18 protein-coding genes are annotated in these 15,973 nt (G+C 67.7%); 4 read left to right on the top strand and 14 right to left on the bottom strand.

Annotated features, from left to right (window positions below):
* Positions 1-30: 30 nt before the first annotated feature.
* Positions 31-807, top strand: coding sequence for a class I SAM-dependent methyltransferase (locus tag CDOO_RS06910; protein ID WP_018021606.1), 777 nt, complete (start codon positions 31-33; stop codon positions 805-807).
* A gap of 15 nt (positions 808-822) precedes the next feature.
* Positions 823-1,146 (top strand): hypothetical protein, encoded by a 324-nt coding sequence (locus tag CDOO_RS06905; RefSeq protein ID WP_018021605.1) that lies wholly within the window; start codon positions 823-825, stop codon positions 1,144-1,146.
* Here CDOO_RS06905 and CDOO_RS06900 read toward each other — a convergent pair.
* The 10 genes from CDOO_RS06900 to CDOO_RS13935 form a co-directional block, all read right to left on the bottom strand.
* Positions 1,143-1,934 carry an ABC transporter ATP-binding protein gene (locus tag CDOO_RS06900; protein ID WP_018021604.1) on the bottom strand — a complete coding sequence of 264 codons (792 nt, stop codon included), beginning with the start codon at positions 1,932-1,934 and terminating at the stop codon, positions 1,143-1,145. The genes CDOO_RS06905 and CDOO_RS06900 overlap by 4 nt on opposite strands.
* A gap of 8 nt (positions 1,935-1,942) precedes the next feature.
* Positions 1,943-2,878 carry an ABC transporter permease gene (locus CDOO_RS06895; RefSeq protein WP_018021603.1) on the bottom strand — a complete coding sequence of 312 codons (936 nt, stop codon included), beginning with the start codon at positions 2,876-2,878 and terminating at the stop codon, positions 1,943-1,945.
* Positions 2,875-3,870 carry an ABC transporter substrate-binding protein gene (locus CDOO_RS06890; RefSeq protein WP_018021602.1) on the bottom strand — a complete coding sequence of 332 codons (996 nt, stop codon included), beginning with the start codon at positions 3,868-3,870 and terminating at the stop codon, positions 2,875-2,877. The genes CDOO_RS06895 and CDOO_RS06890 overlap by 4 nt, the downstream gene beginning before the upstream one ends.
* A 124-nt stretch (positions 3,871-3,994) precedes the next feature.
* Entirely contained in the window at positions 3,995-5,629 is a 1,635-nt protein-coding gene (gene der / locus CDOO_RS06885; protein WP_018021601.1) for a ribosome biogenesis GTPase Der, read from the bottom strand.
* Positions 5,626-6,321 (bottom strand): (d)CMP kinase, encoded by a 696-nt coding sequence (cmk, locus tag CDOO_RS06880; protein ID WP_018021600.1) that lies wholly within the window; start codon positions 6,319-6,321, stop codon positions 5,626-5,628. Before cmk ends, der begins: the two co-directional genes overlap by 4 nt.
* Positions 6,318-7,265 (bottom strand): pseudouridine synthase, encoded by a 948-nt coding sequence (locus CDOO_RS06875; protein WP_026159304.1) that lies wholly within the window; start codon positions 7,263-7,265, stop codon positions 6,318-6,320. Before CDOO_RS06875 ends, cmk begins: the two co-directional genes overlap by 4 nt.
* A gap of 124 nt (positions 7,266-7,389) precedes the next feature.
* Positions 7,390-7,941 (bottom strand): SMC-Scp complex subunit ScpB, encoded by a 552-nt coding sequence (gene scpB / locus CDOO_RS06870; RefSeq protein ID WP_018021598.1) that lies wholly within the window; start codon positions 7,939-7,941, stop codon positions 7,390-7,392.
* 11 nt (positions 7,942-7,952) lie between these two features.
* Positions 7,953-8,795 carry a segregation and condensation protein A gene (locus CDOO_RS06865; RefSeq protein ID WP_051064036.1) on the bottom strand — a complete coding sequence of 281 codons (843 nt, stop codon included), beginning with the start codon at positions 8,793-8,795 and terminating at the stop codon, positions 7,953-7,955.
* Positions 8,796-8,818: 23 nt separating this feature from the next.
* Positions 8,819-9,682: a ParA family protein gene (locus tag CDOO_RS06860; protein WP_018021596.1), complete on the bottom strand. Its 864-nt coding sequence runs from the start codon at positions 9,680-9,682 to the stop codon at positions 8,819-8,821.
* A gap of 119 nt (positions 9,683-9,801) precedes the next feature.
* A complete protein-coding gene (locus CDOO_RS13935) occupies positions 9,802-9,963 on the bottom strand; it encodes a hypothetical protein (RefSeq protein WP_155861314.1) in 162 nt (53 codons plus the stop codon).
* 241 nt (positions 9,964-10,204) lie between these two features.
* On the opposite strand from CDOO_RS13935, the gene istA reads away from it, so the two are divergent.
* Positions 10,205-11,767 (top strand): IS21 family transposase, encoded by a 1,563-nt coding sequence (istA, locus tag CDOO_RS06855; protein WP_038573144.1) that lies wholly within the window; start codon positions 10,205-10,207, stop codon positions 11,765-11,767.
* Entirely contained in the window at positions 11,764-12,510 is a 747-nt protein-coding gene (locus CDOO_RS06850) for an ATP-binding protein (RefSeq protein ID WP_018023087.1), read from the top strand. The genes istA and CDOO_RS06850 overlap by 4 nt, the downstream gene beginning before the upstream one ends.
* Positions 12,511-12,620: 110 nt before the next feature.
* On the opposite strand, the gene CDOO_RS06845 is transcribed toward CDOO_RS06850, so the two are convergent.
* The 4 genes from CDOO_RS06845 to CDOO_RS06830 all read right to left on the bottom strand — a co-directional run bounded on the left by CDOO_RS06845 (position 12,621) and on the right by CDOO_RS06830 (position 15,956).
* Positions 12,621-13,418 (bottom strand): hypothetical protein, encoded by a 798-nt coding sequence (locus tag CDOO_RS06845; RefSeq protein WP_155861401.1) that lies wholly within the window; start codon positions 13,416-13,418, stop codon positions 12,621-12,623.
* Between the two features lie 92 nt (positions 13,419-13,510).
* Complete coding sequence (gene xerD, locus CDOO_RS06840) at positions 13,511-14,431, bottom strand: site-specific tyrosine recombinase XerD (RefSeq protein ID WP_018023010.1); 921 nt, start codon at positions 14,429-14,431, stop codon at positions 13,511-13,513.
* Position 14,432: 1 nt separating this feature from the next.
* Entirely contained in the window at positions 14,433-15,101 is a 669-nt protein-coding gene (locus tag CDOO_RS06835; RefSeq protein WP_018023009.1) for an NUDIX domain-containing protein, read from the bottom strand.
* Positions 15,102-15,110: 9 nt separating this feature from the next.
* A complete protein-coding gene (locus CDOO_RS06830) occupies positions 15,111-15,956 on the bottom strand; it encodes a copper transporter (RefSeq protein ID WP_018023008.1) in 846 nt (281 codons plus the stop codon).
* Positions 15,957-15,973: the final 17 nt, after the last annotated feature.

The following is a 15,973-nucleotide window of genomic DNA, read 5'->3' as shown; positions in this document are numbered from 1 at the left end:
CATCCTACGGGAGGTAGATTGGGCCCCACGATGCGAGATTCCCTTTCCCGACCCGCCTCGGCCAAAGACGCGCCGGGCTTTTCCGACGCCGCCCACCGGTGGGCCTCCGCCGGAGCCTTCGCCCACGGCGCGGACATCTACGACTCGGTGCGACCGTCCTATCCTCCCGAGGTCACGGAGCTTATCGACGCCGCCCGCAGCGTGGTCGACATCGGTGCCGGCACCGGCAAACTCACCGCTTCCCTTCTGTGCGGCCGCGAGGTCCTCGCGCTGGATCCCTCCAGGGACATGACCCGTGTGTTGAAGAATCGATTCGACATCCCGGTGTGGCGGGCCACGGCCGAGGCCACCGGGCTGGCGCAGGACTCCGTAGATGCCGCCACCGTCGCACAGACCTGGCACTGGGTTGACGTCCGCGCGGCCTGCACCGAGCTGGACCGGATCATCCGGCCCGGCGGATCGGTGGTGCTAGCGTGGAACACCCTGGATGTCTCCCACCCGTGGATTCTCCGCCTGGCCAGGATCATCCACTCCGGCGACATTCAGCGCGAAGGGTTCCTGCCCGAGGTTGACGATCCGTGGCGAATCGAGAGGGAGCTGCGCTGCCGGTGGCACCAGAACCTCACCACCGACGAGATCTTCCTGCTGGCGCAGACCCGCTCCTACTGGCTGCGCTCCGACGAAAAGATCAGGGACCGGGTAGCGGAGAACCTGCGGTGGTACCTCTTCGACCGGCTGGGATTCGCCCCGGGGCAGCTGCTCTCCATCCCCTACCGGACGGACGCTTTCCTCCTGCGTCGCCCTTAGCTAGGGTCGGCGGGTATGAGCGAGCGACTGGACAGCATCGACGAGGCGGTCGAGCAGACAATGGCCTGGGTCAGCTATGGCGAGCCGAACTCCGCCGACCTCATCGACGTGGCCGGGTCGAACTACCCGGTGGCGGGGAGGTACGGCGGCTTCCGGGGAAACGACGAGCGCATCGTCTCCCACACGGAGTTTGTCCACGGCCTCGACGAATCAACGTGTGTCATCCAGATCGTCTCCCCCGACGGGGTGGTCGAGCTCGACGTGGACGGAGAATCGGCCTCGTACGACTCACACGAGGCCGGCATCCGGGCGTTCTATGAGTGGGCCGACCGAAGCTAACCCAGCAGCGCCTTGTCGGATAGGGTCGCTCCCTTGATGTTGGCGAACTCCGCGAGCAGGTCATGCACGGTGAGCCCGGCCTTCTTCTCGTCGTCGGCCTCGTAGACGATCCGGCCCTCGTGCATCATGATGAGCCGGTTGCCCAGGCGGATCGCCTGCTCCATGTTGTGGGTGACCATCAGCGTGGTCAGGCCTCCGTCCTCGACGATGCGCTGGGTCAGGGTGGTCACCAGGTCGGCCCGCTGGGGGTCGAGGGCGGCCGTGTGCTCGTCGAGAAGCATGATCTTCGGCTCGGACATGCCCGCCATGAGCAGCGAGAGTGCCTGGCGCTGGCCGCCGGAGAGCAGGCCGACCTTCGCGGTGAGGCGGTTCTCCAGTCCGAGTTCGAGGGTCTTGAGCTCCTCGACGAACCGTTCCCGGCGGGCCGAGCTGAGGCTGCGGCCCAGGCCTCTGCGCTGGCCACGTTTGAAGGCCAGGGCCATGTTCTCCTCGATGGTCAGCTCGGGCGAGGTGCCCGCGAGGGGGTCCTGGAACACCCGGCCGACCTCGTGGGCTCGGCGGTGCTCGGGGGTCTTGGTGACGTCGTGCCCGTCGATGGTGATCTGGCCCCGGTCGACCGGGAGGCGGCCGGAGATGGCGTTGAGCAGCGTGGACTTGCCCGCGCCGTTGGATCCGATGACGGTGACGAAGTCGCCCTTGTTGAGCACGAGGTTGAGGTCGACGAGCGCGCGGCGCTCATTGACCGTTCCGGGAAAGAACGTGCGGGAGATGTTGTTGACGTTGAGCATGGGCGCTTTCAGGTCCTTTCCGCGACGGTCTCGGGGATCTTCGCGCCGGCCGAGGCCGCGGCGGGCACCGCGTCGGGCACGTTGGGCTTCCGGCGCCCGAACTTCTGGCGCACCTGCGGTGCCAGCAGTGCGCCGATGACCAGGACCGCCGAGACCAGTTTCATGTCGTTGGGGTTCAGGCCGATGGACAGGGCGGCGAAGATGATCATGCGGTAGAGCACGGCGCCGACGACGACGGCGAAGATGGCCAGCCAGAGGTTGCGCTGGCTGAGGATGGCCTGGCCGAGGATCACCGAGGCGAGGCCCACGACGATGAGGCCGATACCCATGGAGATGTCGGCGAAGCCCTGGTACTGCGCGACGAGCGCGCCGCACATGCCCACCAGGGCGTTGGAGAGCGCGAGGGTGAGGATCTTGTTGTTGTCCGTGGAGGCACCGAAGGAGGTGATCATCTGGGCGTTGTCACCCGTGGCGCGAATGGACAGCCCCAGGTCGGTGCGCAGGAACCACAGCACGATCAGCGCCAGCACGGAGATGCCCACGGCGAACAGCACCACTCCCGCCCAGGTGCCCAGCAGGTCGGCGTCCTCGAGCGGGGTGAACACCGAGTCGGTGCGCAGCAGCGGGATGTTGGCGCCGTCCATGATGCGCAGGTTGATCGACCACAGACCGATCTGCGTGAGGATACCGGCGAGCAGACCGTCGATGTTGCCCTTGGTGTGCAGCAGGCCGGTGACGATGCCCGCTAGGAAACCCGCGACGAAGCCTGCGGCAGTGGCGAGGAACGGGTTCCAGCCCGCGACGATGCCCGTGGCGGCCGTGGCCGCGCCGGTGGTGAACGAGCCGTCGACGGTGAGGTCGGCGAAGTTGAGGATGCGGAAGGTGAGGTAGACGCCGAGCGCCATGACCCCGTAGAGCAGGCCGAGTTCTAGCGCCCCGATCATACGGTCTCGGCCTCGTCGAGAATCTCCTGCGGAATGGTCACGCCCTGGGCCTTGGCGGCTGCTCCGTTGACCACGTAGGTGAACTCCGAGGCGGTCTCGACCGGCATCTCGGCCGGGTCGGCGTCCTCCTGCAGGATGCGCAGCGCCATCTCGCCGGTCTGGCGGCCGAGCTCCTCGTAGTCGATGCCGATGGTGGCCACGGCCCCGCCCTCGACGGTGCCCTCCTCGGCGCCGATCACGGGGATCTTCTTCTCCTCGGCGACCTGGATGAGCGAGGACAGGCCGGAGACGACCATGTTGTCCGTGGGCACGTAGAACGCGTCGACGTCGCCGATGGCCTCGGCGGCCTGGGGGATCTCGGTGACGTTGGTGACGGTCTGGATGACCACCTCGATGCCCTGCTTCTTGGCGGCCTCGGTCATGGCGTCGACCTGCACCTGCGAGTTGACCTCGCCGGAGGCGTAGACGATGCCGATGGTCTTGGTCTCCGGAACGATTTGGGTGAGCAGCTCCAGCTGCTGTTCGAAGGGGGCCGCGTCCGAGGTGCCGGTGACGTTGTCGCCGGGCTTCTCCAGGGAGTCGACGAGGTCCGCCTCGACCGGGTCCGTCACGGCGGTGAACAGCACGGGGACGTCGGTGAGGTTCTGCACGGTGGCCTGCGCGGCGGGCGTGGCGACGGCCAGGGCAAGGTCCAGGTCGGACGAGGCGAACTGCTGCGCAATGGTCAGCGCGGTGGCCTGCTCGCCGTTGGCGTTCTGCTCGTCCCACTCGACTTCGACGCCAGCGTCCTCGAAGGCGGACTTGAAGCCCTCGGTGGCCGCGTCGAGCGCCGGGTGCTGCACCAGCTGGTTGATGCCGATGTGGTAGCTCTCTCCCCCGTCCGCCGACGAGGCCGAGTCGGAGCCCGAGTCGCCGCACGCGGTCAGGGAGAGGGTGGCTGCGGCAGTGACCGCTGCCAGGGTGGCCAACTTCTTGATACGGGGGAAGGACATGGCGCGCACCTTTCGGGGAACTTTTCGGAGTTGTATGTAACTGTCCTGAAAATTTACCCTGCGTTGCGACGCACAACTAAACGGCTCGCGTGAACTGGCGCACCCTCTACTTACCCCCGGCGAACTACTTCTTCTTCGTTCGGCGCTCGCGGACACGCACGGCGATGCGGACCGGGGTGCCGTGGAAACCGAAGCGCTCGCGGAACTTGCGCTCCAGGTAGCGGCGGTAACCGGCGTCGAGAAAGCCCGTGGTGAACAGCACGATTGTCGGCGGCCGGGTCGACGCCTGGGTGGCGAAGAGCACCTTGGGCAAGCGGTTGTTCTTCATCGGGGGCGGGTTGGCCGCGATGGCCTCGCGCAGCCAGGTGTTGAGCTGACCCGTCGATATGCGTCGGTCCCAGCTCTCCAGTGCCTCCAGCATCGCGGGCTCGAGGCGTTGCAGCGAACGGCCGGTCTTGGCGGAGATGTTCACCTTGGTCACCCAGGGCACGTGGGTCATCATCTCGTCGAATTCCCGGTCGAAGAGGTCGCGGCGATCCTCCTCCATGAGGTCCCACTTGTTGAAGGCCACGACCAAGGCGCGGCCGGAGTCCAGCACCATGCCGAGGACACGCTGGTCCTGCTCGGTGATGGGCTCGGAGGCGTCGATGAGCAGGACGCAGACCTCGGCGGCGTCGATGACACCCCGGGTACGCAGCGAGGCGTAGTACTCGTGGCCCTGGGCGTTCTTCACCTTGCGGCGCAGGCCCGCGGTGTCGACGAACCGCCAGGTCTTCTCCTCCAGCTCGATGATGGAGTCCACCGGGTCGACCGTCGTGCCGGCGACGTTGTCCACGACGCTGCGCTCAAACTTGGCGAACTTGTTGAGCAGCGAAGACTTGCCCACGTTCGGCCGTCCCACGAGAGCTACTCGACGCGGGCCCTCGGTGATCGAGCTCTTGCGCGGGACCTCGGGGAACTTGCTCAGCGTCTCATCCAGCACGTCGGCGCCGCCACGACCGTGCAGCGCGGAGACCGGCCACGGGTCGCCGAGACCGAGGGCGTAGAACTCGGCCATGTCCGCGTACTGCGACTCCGAGTCGAACTTGTTGGCCACGAGGATGACGGGCTGCTCGGCGCGCTTGAGACGGTCGGCCATGACCGCGTCCGTCTCGGTGATGCCCACCGTGGTGTCCACCACGAGGATGATCACGTCGGCGTCGATCATGGCGCCCTCGGCCTGACGGGCGATGGCGGCGTGAATGCCCTTGACGTTGGGGTCCCAGCCGCCGGTGTCCTGCACCCAGAAGCGCTGACCGTTCCAGTCGCTCAGGTAGGAGATGCGGTCGCGGGTGACGCCGGGGAAGTCCTCGACGACGGCCTCGCGGCGCCCGATAAACCGGTTGACCAGCGAGGACTTGCCCACGTTCGGGCGGCCGACGATCGCGACGGTGGGCAGAAGTTCCGTGACGGTGTCCGGGCGGGCGATGCCGAAGGACTCCTCGACGCTCTCCCAGTCCTCATCGTCCATGTCATCCATGTCGTCGTCATACTGCGCCTCACCGAAGTCGGAGTCGTCGAAGTCTTCCTCGTCGTCTTCGGAGAATTCGTAGTTGAACTCCTCCTCGTCGAAGTCGCTGGATGCCCAACCGGCGCCGGGTGCCAGCTCCTCCTCGTCGTGGAAGACGTCCCTGGCGTCCATCTCTCCGCCATCGGGGGTGTGGTAGACGAACTGGGTCTCTTCTTCTGGCTGGTCAGGGGTGTTGCGGCGGTCACTCATCGGGAGGACTCCTTCAGCAGTTCGATGAGGCGCTGCTCGACGGCGTCGCGGCTCATGTGGGAGGTGTCGATGATCTCGGCGTCCTCGGCGGGGCGCAGCGGGCTGGCGGCGCGGGAGGAGTCGAGCTCGTCGCGGCGCTGGACGTCGGCGAGCACGGTGTCGAAGTCGACGTCGCGTCCGGCGCGGATGTCCTGGTCGAAGCGGCGGCGGGCGCGGACCTCGGCCGAGGCCGTGAGGAAGGCCTTGGCCGGGGCGTCGACAAGCACGACCGTGCCGATGTCGCGGCCCTCGACGATCGCGCGGTGCGCGGTGGCGGCCAGGTGGCGCTGGAGGGCGACCAGGTTGGCGCGCACCTCGGGGATGGCGGAGACGGCGGAGACGTTGTGGGTGACCTCGGCGCCCCGGATCTCAGCGGAGACGTCCTCGCCCGCGAAGATGACCGAGGTGGAGTCGGGGTCGTTGTTGACCTCGAGCGGCAGATCGGCGGTGGCGGCGATGACGGCATCGGTGTCCGCCGGGTCCACGCCGGCGCGCAGGACCGCGAGGGTGGCCACGCGGTACATGGCCCCGGTGTCGACGTACTTTGCATCCAGCTGCTTGGCCAGCGAGCGGCACGTGGTGGACTTGCCCGTGCCCGAGGGGCCGTCGACGGCGAGGATCAGGCCACCGTCCGGCATGTTGGAGATGCTCACATTCCCACCACTTTGTACAGCGAGGTCAGCTCGGAATCGTTGAGCGCGCGCATGGTGCCCGGCTTCTGCTCCCCCAGCTGCAGGGTGTGCAGCTTGGTGCGCACGAGGCGCTGGACGGGGTAGCCGACCTCCTTGAACATGCGGCGCACGATGTGTTTGCGGCCCTCGTGCAGCTCGACACGCACGAGGGAGAAACCCTGGTTTTTGTCCACGATCTGGACGAAGTCGGCCTTGGCCACGCCGTCCTCGAGCTCGACGCCCTCCTTGAAGGCGTTGATGAGCTTGGCGCCGGCCTCGCCGAGCACGGTGGCCAGGTAGGTCTTTTTCACCTCGTAGCGCGGGTGCATGAGGCGGTTGGCCAGCTCGCCGTCGTTGGTCAGCAGCAGCAGGCCTTCCGTGTCGGCGTCGAGGCGTCCGACGTGGAAGAGGCGGTTGCCGGAGGCGATGCGGTCCGCGAGAAGATCGCCCACACACGGGCGGCCCTCGTCGTCGGACATCGTGGAGACGATGCCGCGGGGTTTGTTGAGGATGAAGTAGTCGAGGTTCTCGTTGACGTTGACGCGGGTGCCGTCCACGCGGATGATGTCCACGTCCGGGTCGACCTTGACGCCCTGCGTGCGCACGATCTTGCCGTTGACCTCGACCTGGCCGTTGTCGATCATGATTTCCGCGTGACGACGAGAAGCCACGCCTGCCCGGGCGAGTACCTTCTGCAGGCGCTCGACGCGCGCGGTCGGTGCCGCGGCGCTGGGGCTGTCGGCGGGTTTGTCGTCCTCCCACCACGCATCTGCGAGGGGGTGGTCTTCGGCTGCCTGCCGACGTTCTTCGTGGCTGACGTTCTGGCGGCGGGCCGGCTTGGCGTTGGACATCAGCCGGTCACTGTCTTTGCGCCTGGGCTGGTCCTTCTTGTCCGGTGTGCCGTCTCGGCGAGCGGGTGGGGTCACGGTAATCGTGTCCTGTTCTCTATGGGGGATTGCCTCTGCCGCGAACGGGCATGAGGAAAAGTGCAGAATACCTGTCCACCATAACCTATGAGCCCCCGAACAGGCACATTCCGCGGAAACAGGGTCAGAAGTCGACGTCGATCGAGTCGATATCCGGCAGCAGTGGCGCGAGGTCCGGCAGGCGCTCCAGGGAGTCGATCCCGAGCAGCTCGAGGAACAGGTCGGTGGTGGCGTATTTGTGGGCACCGGTGGCGGGGTCGGTGTCCACGTCCGTGATCAGTCCCCGCAGCTCGAGCGTGCGCATGACCCCGTCGACGTTGACGCCGCGCACGCCGGAGACCTGTGAGCGGGTGACCGGCTGGCGGTACGCGACCACCGCGAGGGTCTCCAGGGCCGCGCGTGACAGACGCGTCTGCGTGCCGTCGAGAAGAAATTTCTCCACCGCGTCCGCGTATTCGGGCCGGGTGTAGAGCCGCCAGCCCTCGGCGGTCTCGCGCAGGTCAAACCCCGACCCCCGTTCGTCGAACTCGGCGGCGATGGCGCGCAGGCAGTCGGCCACCTCCCCGGCATCGGTGGCCAGGGAGCGTGCGAGGGTCTCGACGGTGACCGGGTTGTCCACCACCAGGAGGATGGATTCCAGGCGTGAGCGGAGCTGAGAGTGCAGGGGCAGGCTCATGGGGGCACACGCTACTCCCAGTTCGCGGCCGCAACGACGGCTGGATCCACGTCCGCGCCGGTCCAGGAGACACTCAACTCGCCCAGCGCCTCGGGCTGTTCGGTCTCCACGGCGCGGGCCTTGTACAGCTCCAGCAGTGCCAGGAATCGGCCGACGATCTCCATGCTCGCGGTGCAGTCGCGGGTCAGCGCGGCAAAGCTCAGCCAGCGCTGTGCGCCGAGGAGCCGGAGGGTCTCCAGGATTTTGCCGGCCTGTTCAGGGACGGAGACGGTGTCGCTGTGAATATGGCCCAGGCCGACCTCCTCCGGTGGGCGGGGGCGGAACACACCCGCGGCGAGCTGGGCGAAGCTCGCCGGGGTGTGTCCGAGGGCGACCGGCGGGAGCAGATCCGCGAACTGTGCCTCCATGCCCACGGTGCGGGGATAACGACGACGTGCGCCACGCTGCCAGTCCGCGAAGAGGTCCGCGACCCGGCTGTACGCGCGGTACTGCAGCAGGCGGGCGAACAGCAGGTCGCGGGACTCGAGGATGGCCAGGTCCTCCTCGTCGTCGACCACTCCCCGGGGCAGCAGCCGGGCGGCCTTGAGATCCAGCAGGGTCGCCGCGACGACAAGAAACTCCGTGGTCTCCTCGAGCGCGTCGGAGCGGCTGAGCTCGCGGGTGTAGCCGATGAACTCGTCGGTCACCTCGGACAACGCGACCTCGGTGACGTCGAGCTTTTTGTCGCCGATGAGCTGGAGCAGGAGGTCGAACGGGCCCTCGAAGTTGGTCAGGGCGAGGGTGAACCCCGTGATCTCGGGCTGTTCGGCGACACCCGATCCATCGACGGTGGACGAGCGTGGGCCGACCTGGATGGTGGCGGTCACGGCTGAGTGATCTAGCCGGTTCGCTCAATCACCTCGAGGGCGAGGTTGCGGTACTGCTGCGCCCCCTGCGAACTCGGTGCCCACGTGGTGATCGGCTCGCCGGCGACGGAGGTCTCCGGGAATCTGACGGTACGGGTGATGACGGTGTCGAAGACCTGGTCCCCGAACACCTCCACGACGCGGCTCATGACCTCGCGCGCGTGGGTGGTGCGCCGGTCGAACATCGTCACCAGAATGCCGATGATCTCCAGGTCGAAGTTGATGCGGTCGCGCACCTTCTCCACGGTGTCGGTGAGCAACGCCAGGCCACGGAGTGAGAAGTACTCGCACTCCATGGGGATGATCACGCCGTCGGAGCAGGCCAGCGCGTTCACGGCCAGCAGGCCGAGGGAAGGCCCGCAGTCGATGATGATGTAGTCGTAGTCGCGGCGCACCGGTCGCAGGGCCCGGGCCAGCGTCTGCTCGCGGCCGACCTCGTTGACGAGCTGGATCTCGGCGGCCGACAGGTCGATGTTCGCGGTGACCAGCTCCAGGCCGGGCACGTTGGTCTTGTGGATCGCCGAGTGGATCGAGGTGGTGTTGTCCAGCATGAGGTCGTAGACCGTGACCAGTTCCTCGTCGTGGGCGACACCCAGGCCGGCGGACAGAGCGCCCTGCGGGTCGAGGTCGACGAGCAGGACGCGCCTGCCCTGTTCCGCGAGGCAGGCCCCGAGGTTTATGGTCGTGGTGGTCTTGCCCACCCCGCCCTTCTGGTTGACCATGGAGATCACCCGCGCCGGGCCGTGCTTGTCCAGCTGGGGTGCCGGTGCGGGCACGCGCCTGGGTCGTCCGGTCAGGCCGGTTTCCGGCTCCTCGAACAGGCCGCTGTCGCTCACAGTCACACCCTCTTCCTTGACTGGGGTCGGTATCCGGCACGAATTACATCGCTGTTAGTAGCTAAGCGTACAACGGGCGCGGCGCGGGGTGCGGCGACACCCCGTGAACCAGGGTGTGTCTAGTGTGCAGGCTTGTCCTGGGTCGCGCGGGTGCGACGCACAAAGGCGGCTGCGATCAGACCGAGGACCACGAGCACGGCGAGCCCTCCGCCCAGGAACACGGCACGACCCGGACCGGAGGAGTCGGCGGGAGCGCCGTCCGAACCCAGATCCGGCCCCACGGCTGCCGCCTCCACGGCGGTGCGCGCGGCGGGCTCGGTCTCCGCTGCGGTGAGTCGGATGATGGCGTGCGCGACGTTGCTGAATATTCGCTTTACTGGGGTCCACCGGTCGCGTGTCCGGGGGCCGGCAGGCTGAGGACGGGTTCGTAGGCGTCGGGGCCACTCGTGGTGCGGTCGGGGGCCACCACGCTTACGCTCCTCCCGCCGTGTGTATAGGGCACACGGCGGAAGGAGCAAGCCAATGGTACGAAAGATCAGAGCGAAGCTGATACTGCAGCTACGCTCCGAGGGCCTGTCCGGACGCACGATCGCCGCGTCGCAGGGCATGTCCCGAAAAAGCATCACCGCGGTACTGGAAGCCGCCGACACCGCGGGTGTGAGCTGGGATGATGTCGCCGAGCGTCCCGAGGACGAGGTCTATGACCTGCTGTTCCCGGGCCGGGGACAGCACCACAGCGTGTTCGCCCAACCGGACTGGGAGAAAATCCACCGGGAACTCGCCAGGGTCGGCGTGACCCTGAAGCTGCTGCACGGCGAGTACACCGATGAATGCGTCGCCACCGGAGCGCCGGCGATGGGCTACGACCGGTTCTGCCGGACCTACCAGCGCCACGTCCTGGTCACGGGAGCAGCGTCGAGGGTGGGACACAAGGCCGCCCAGAGCGTCGAGGTCGACTGGTCCGGGCCGACGATGACCCTGCTTGACCCGATCAGTAGTACCCCGAGGCCGGTGTACCTGTTCGTCGGGTGCCTGCCCTTTAGCCGCTACTCGTTTGTCTACCCGAGTCTGGACATGACGCAGGAGTCCTGGCTGCGGGCCCATGTCGCGATGTTCACCGCCTTCGGCGGATCGGTACCGCGGATCGTGCCCGACAACCTCAAAACCGGGGTGATCACCCATCCCCGCGACGGTGAGATCGTCCTCAACGACGCCTACCGCGAGATGGCCGCACACTACTCGGCCGCGGTGCTGCCGGGCCGGGTACGCAAAGCGAAGGACAAGCCGAGCGTGGAAAACACCGTGTGGCATGTCGCGATGCGGGTCATCGCCCGGCTACGCGACCAGCAGTTCACATCCCTGCCGGAGCTGACGGCCGCGGTCACCGCACAGGTCGCGGCCTACAACGCCGAGCCTTTCCAGAAGCGGGACGGCTCCCGGGCCAGTGTGTTCACCACCGAGGAACAACCCCTGCTGACCGGGCTTCCGCAGGTCGCCTATGAGATCAGCCGGTGGGTCTACGGCCGGAGGGTCGGGCGCAACGGGCACGTGGTGTGGGAGAAGAATTTCTACTCGGTGCCAGTCACCCATATCGGCACAAGCGTAGATCTGCGGATCACCGACCGTGTCCTGCAGATCTACTCCGGCCAGCAAAGGGTGAGCAGCCACCTGCTGTTTCCCGAGGGATCAGCCAATCAGTACCGCACCAACGACGCTGATCTACCCGCCGGGGAGCGCTACCAACCGTGGGACGCCCCGCGCGTGCGGGAGTGGGCAGGCCGGGTCGGCCCGTCCGCGACGGTGGTGGTCAACCGGATCTTCGAATCGGTGGCCGTCGACGAGCAGGGCCTGAATGCCGCCCTGGCGGTGTTGCGGTTGACGCGGCGGTATTCCGCCGAGCGGGTCGAGGACGCCTGCAGGCTGGCGCTGGCCGGGCATGTCCGGTCCCCGCGGTACGTGCACCTGCACCCGATCCTGGCCACCGGGCAGGACCAGGCCACCCGGCAACGCCCACCACGGGAGGAACCGGTCGAGGAAGGCGGATTCGTCCGCGGCGCCGACTACTACGCAGGAGACGTGAAATGAGCGGCATCGACATGGAAACCACACGCAAACTCCGCGACATGGGCGCGACCGCCCTGCTGGAGGCCATCGACGCCGAAGACGAGAACCTCGTCCTGGGGATGGGATTCGAGGAACGGCTGCACCTGATCGTCGATGAGGCGTATGCCACCTTCACCCACGGCAAGGTCGACGGGCTGATCCGCCGGGCCGGCCTGCGCTACCCGGCAGCTGATCTGCGTCGGATCGACCTGGTCGAGCAACGAGGACTGAATCGCAACCTGCTGGCTACCTTGGCGACCTGCGGGTTCATCGAGCGCCACCAGAATGTCGTGTTCCAGGGGTTCACCGGGTCAGGGAAATCCTATCTGGGGTGCGCGCTGGCGAAGCAGGCCTGCCAGCACCGGTACCGGGCGCACTACATCCGAATGCCGGATCTGGAGGAAGCCTGGGCCACCGCACGCGACAAACCCCAGGGGACGACGAAGTTCCTCAAGAAGTACGCCGCATTCACCGTCCTGGTTATCGACGAGTGGCTGCTGGATCACCCGGATGAGGCCATGCGCAGCATGCTGCTGGAACTACTGGAACGCCGCTACGACTCCGCGTCGACGGTGTTCTGCACCCAGTACGCGAAAAAAGACTGGCATCAAAGGCTCGGATCCGGGGTGCATGCCGATGCGATCATGGACCGGATCGTGCATAACACGATCTGGGTCGACACCGGCACCCACAACATGCGCGAGCACGTCACCATGAGCCAGTAGGAATTGTCCTGCGGACGCCGGTGGCCCCCATCACGACGGCTGCCGGCCCCCGCAGGCAATATCGCTGGCCCCCAACCACACGATCGGGTGGCCTTCACACCTACGAATACTCAGTTGCCCGGGCCGACGACCTGGATGTGGAACGGGTTGTCCGGGGTCTGGCCCTCCGGGTAGGTCAGGGTCATGGAGAGTGCCTCGGTGTCGATCTCCCGCTCCACGTTCTCGATCACCTGGTTGTTCACGTCGACGTAGCGCAGGGTGACGTTCTCCCGGTCGACCTGGTTGAACTCGCGCAGCAGGTTGGCGGCCTCCAGGGCACCGAGCTTTACGGTGAGGACGTTGCCGTCGATCGTTGCGGGCAGGTCGATGTACCTGGTCTCAGCGGTGTCGACGTGCTCGGCGGGTTGGCGCGGAGGGGTTGTTGCTGCAGGGAGCGCGGAGGATTCGGGAGCAGCGGCCGCGGGGGCCGACTCGGCTCCGGGTGCGGCCTGGGCCTGAGCCGGGGCCGGAGCGGCCGCATCAGCCGCGGCGCCCGGCGCTTCACCCGGGGCAGGCAGGGCCGCACCCTGCTCCGTGACCAACGTGACTGACCGGGTCTGCCCGAGCGCGTTGAAGGTGACCACGGTCGACGCGCCCGGCGTTTCCGGTGCGGTGACCGTCACGACAGTGCCCGCAGAATGCACGTCCCAGCCCTCGCCGCTGTAGCCGCCCTGCACAGGGACCCCGAGGTCGACGGTGGTGGTCTCTCCGGGGGCGACGGCGATCGGGGCCGCCAGCACGGCGTTCATCTGCTCCATGTTCATCCCGGACGGGATCTGCGCGGTCGCAGTCTGTCCGGGGGTGGAGATCAGGGCGATGGCCACGTCTGCGATCACGGCAGCGGCTCTTCTGGGTCGGGCGTTGTGCACGGGATTTTCCTTAACGGTGACAAGGCTCCCGCAGGGTTGGGGAACAAGACTATACAAGACGTCTTGACACCCTACACACGTTTACCCAAAGTTCACGCCCTCGGGTGTGTTTCCCGCCAGACGCGACGTAGGTTCTCGGCGCTGACGTGGGTATATATCTGCGTGGTGGTCACCGAGCTGTGCCCGAGGAGCTCCTGCACCGAACGCACGTCTGCTCCGCCCTCGAGCAGGTGGGTGCCGTAGCTGTGGCGCAGGGTGTGCGGGGAGATCTGCTTCTCGATCCCCGCCCGCTGCGCCGCCGCCTTCGTCGCCGCCCAGGCGCTCTGTCGCGACAGCGGGCCGCCGCGGGTGTTGAGCAGCAGCGCGTGCGACTTGCCGGTGGCAAACAGTGGGCGGGCTCGCACGAGGTACTCGTCCACCGCGTCCAGGGCTGCCGATCCGACGGGAACGATGCGCTGCTTGTTGCCCTTTCCGGTGATGGTGAGAATGCCGTCGGTGTCCGTGACGTCGTCGACACTCAGCGCCGTGATCTCCGAGATCCGCGCGCCCGTCCCGTAGAGCAGCTCCAGCAGTGCCCGGTCTCGCGTATCGACGGCCGTGGCCACCTCACCCGTGGGAATCGCCTCGAGCAGCCGGGTGACCTCGTCGATGCTCAGTGTGTCCGGGAGGTAGAGCCCGGTGGCCGGTGGGGACACCTCGGCGGCGACGTCGACGGAGAGTTCACCCTCCGTGACCCCGAACCTGTGGAGGCCCCGCGCGACCACCAGCGCCCTGCCGGCCGAGGAGGCGGCCAACGCTGGCCGGCCGGTCCTGCCCGTGCGCAGGTCGGTGACATACGCCTCGACGTCCGCGGTGGTGACCGCGGACAGGTCGCTGAGGCGGGCGTCGTCGAGCCAGTCGAGATAACGCAGTACGTCGCGTCGGTAGTTGCTCAGGGTGTTCTGGCTCAGGCCGCGCTCGACGGCCAGGTGGCTGAGCCACGTCTCCGCCAGCGCGCGCGGATCGACGGACATGTCAGATCTGTTTCATGTCCGGGCGCGCCCCGGCATCCTGGCGGCGCCGGGCCAGAGCCGTGGGCCGCAGCGGGAACCCAGCCTCGGCCGGCCGGGCATCGCCGCCCCGCTCGACGACCTCGCTGGCCGCGAAGATCCCGGCGACGGCGATGGAGTTGCTGATCTCCCCGCGGAGGACCCGGGCGCGGGCCTCGGCGAGCGGTACCCAGTCCAACGTGAGGTCGGTCTCCTCGTCCCCCTCGGCGACGGGGCGTTCCACCTCGCGCAGGCCGGTGGCGAGGTAGATGCGACAGGCCTCGTCGCAGAAGCCGGGCGAGGTCACCAGGTCAGCGAGGACACTCCAGTCGGCGGCCTCGAGGCCCGCCTCCTCGACGAGCTCGCGCTTCGCTCCCACCAGTGGGTCCTCGTCCACGATGTCCAGGAGGCCGGCGGGAATCTCGGTGAGGCGGGTGCCCACGCTGTGGCGGTACTGCCGGAGCAGCGCGACGTTGCCGGCCTCGTCGACCGCGGCGACGGCCACGGCGCCGAAGTGCTCGACCACCTCGCGGGTCTTCTCTGCCCCGCCGGGCATGATCACCCGGTCGCGCCGCACCGCCAGAATGGGTGACTGCAGGAGCAGCTCGCTACCGGTAACGGTGAATTCGTGGCTGCCGGGTGCGGAACTAGTCATTGACCCAGCCTAACTCTGCGGTTCGGGTGTCCTGGCATCCGCGCTCTCCGCGGCGCCGTAGTTGCCCGACTCACCGCCGATGCGCTGCGCCACCGCGAGGACCACGCTGGCGGCGGCCCAGGGCTCACCGAAGGAGTCCACGGTGCTGGTGCGCGCTCCCTCCGCCCGCAGCGTCGCAATGAGCGCCCCGTCCTCCGCGGACTCGATCGGACCGGCGGCCACGGTCGCGCCACCGGCGCGGTCCACGGCGTCGAGGAAGCGGGCCTGGTTGGCCACCGTGTTCTCCTCACCGGCTTTCCCGGTGAGCAGCACGACGCCCTGGGTGGGCAGGATCGTCCCGTCCTCGTAGTCGATGAACCCGGTGTCGCGCAGGGTCTGCAGGGCGCGGGCCCGGTCCTCGGTCGGGGCCTCGGGCTCCCCCGTCTCCGGGTTGAGCAGGAGCGCGGTGGCCAGCAGCTCACTCACCTTGGTCACGCCCTCGGCGTCGGAGGCGAAGTACTTGTCGTTGAGGGTGATCGTGCCCGCGTCGATGGCCCCGGAGCCGGCGAGCAGATGCTGCAGCTCCTCCTGCGCGGCCTCGTCCGCATCGGCGGTGCGGAAGATCAGTACCGGGCGATCCGCGAGGGCACCGGCCACCAGCTCGGCCGAGTCCTCCTCTGTCGGCTGGGCAGACGAGGTGGTGGGCTCCGGCGCGGTGGCGGGGTCCTCGGCCGCCTGCGCAGACTGCCCCGCAGAGGTGTCCGCCCCAGGGATGCTCGGTGCAATGACCAGGGCGCCCAGTGCGACACCGGCGGCGACGCCGAAGCCCAGCCCGGCGGTGAAGATGGCGCCGCGGCCCGAGGAGTTTCTGCGCATGTTCAGCTCTCTTTCAC

The organism is Corynebacterium doosanense CAU 212 = DSM 45436 (genome assembly GCF_000767055.1).
Classification (GTDB): domain Bacteria; phylum Actinomycetota; class Actinomycetes; order Mycobacteriales; family Mycobacteriaceae; genus Corynebacterium; species Corynebacterium doosanense.
This window is presented reverse-complemented; position numbering and strand designations above follow the sequence as displayed.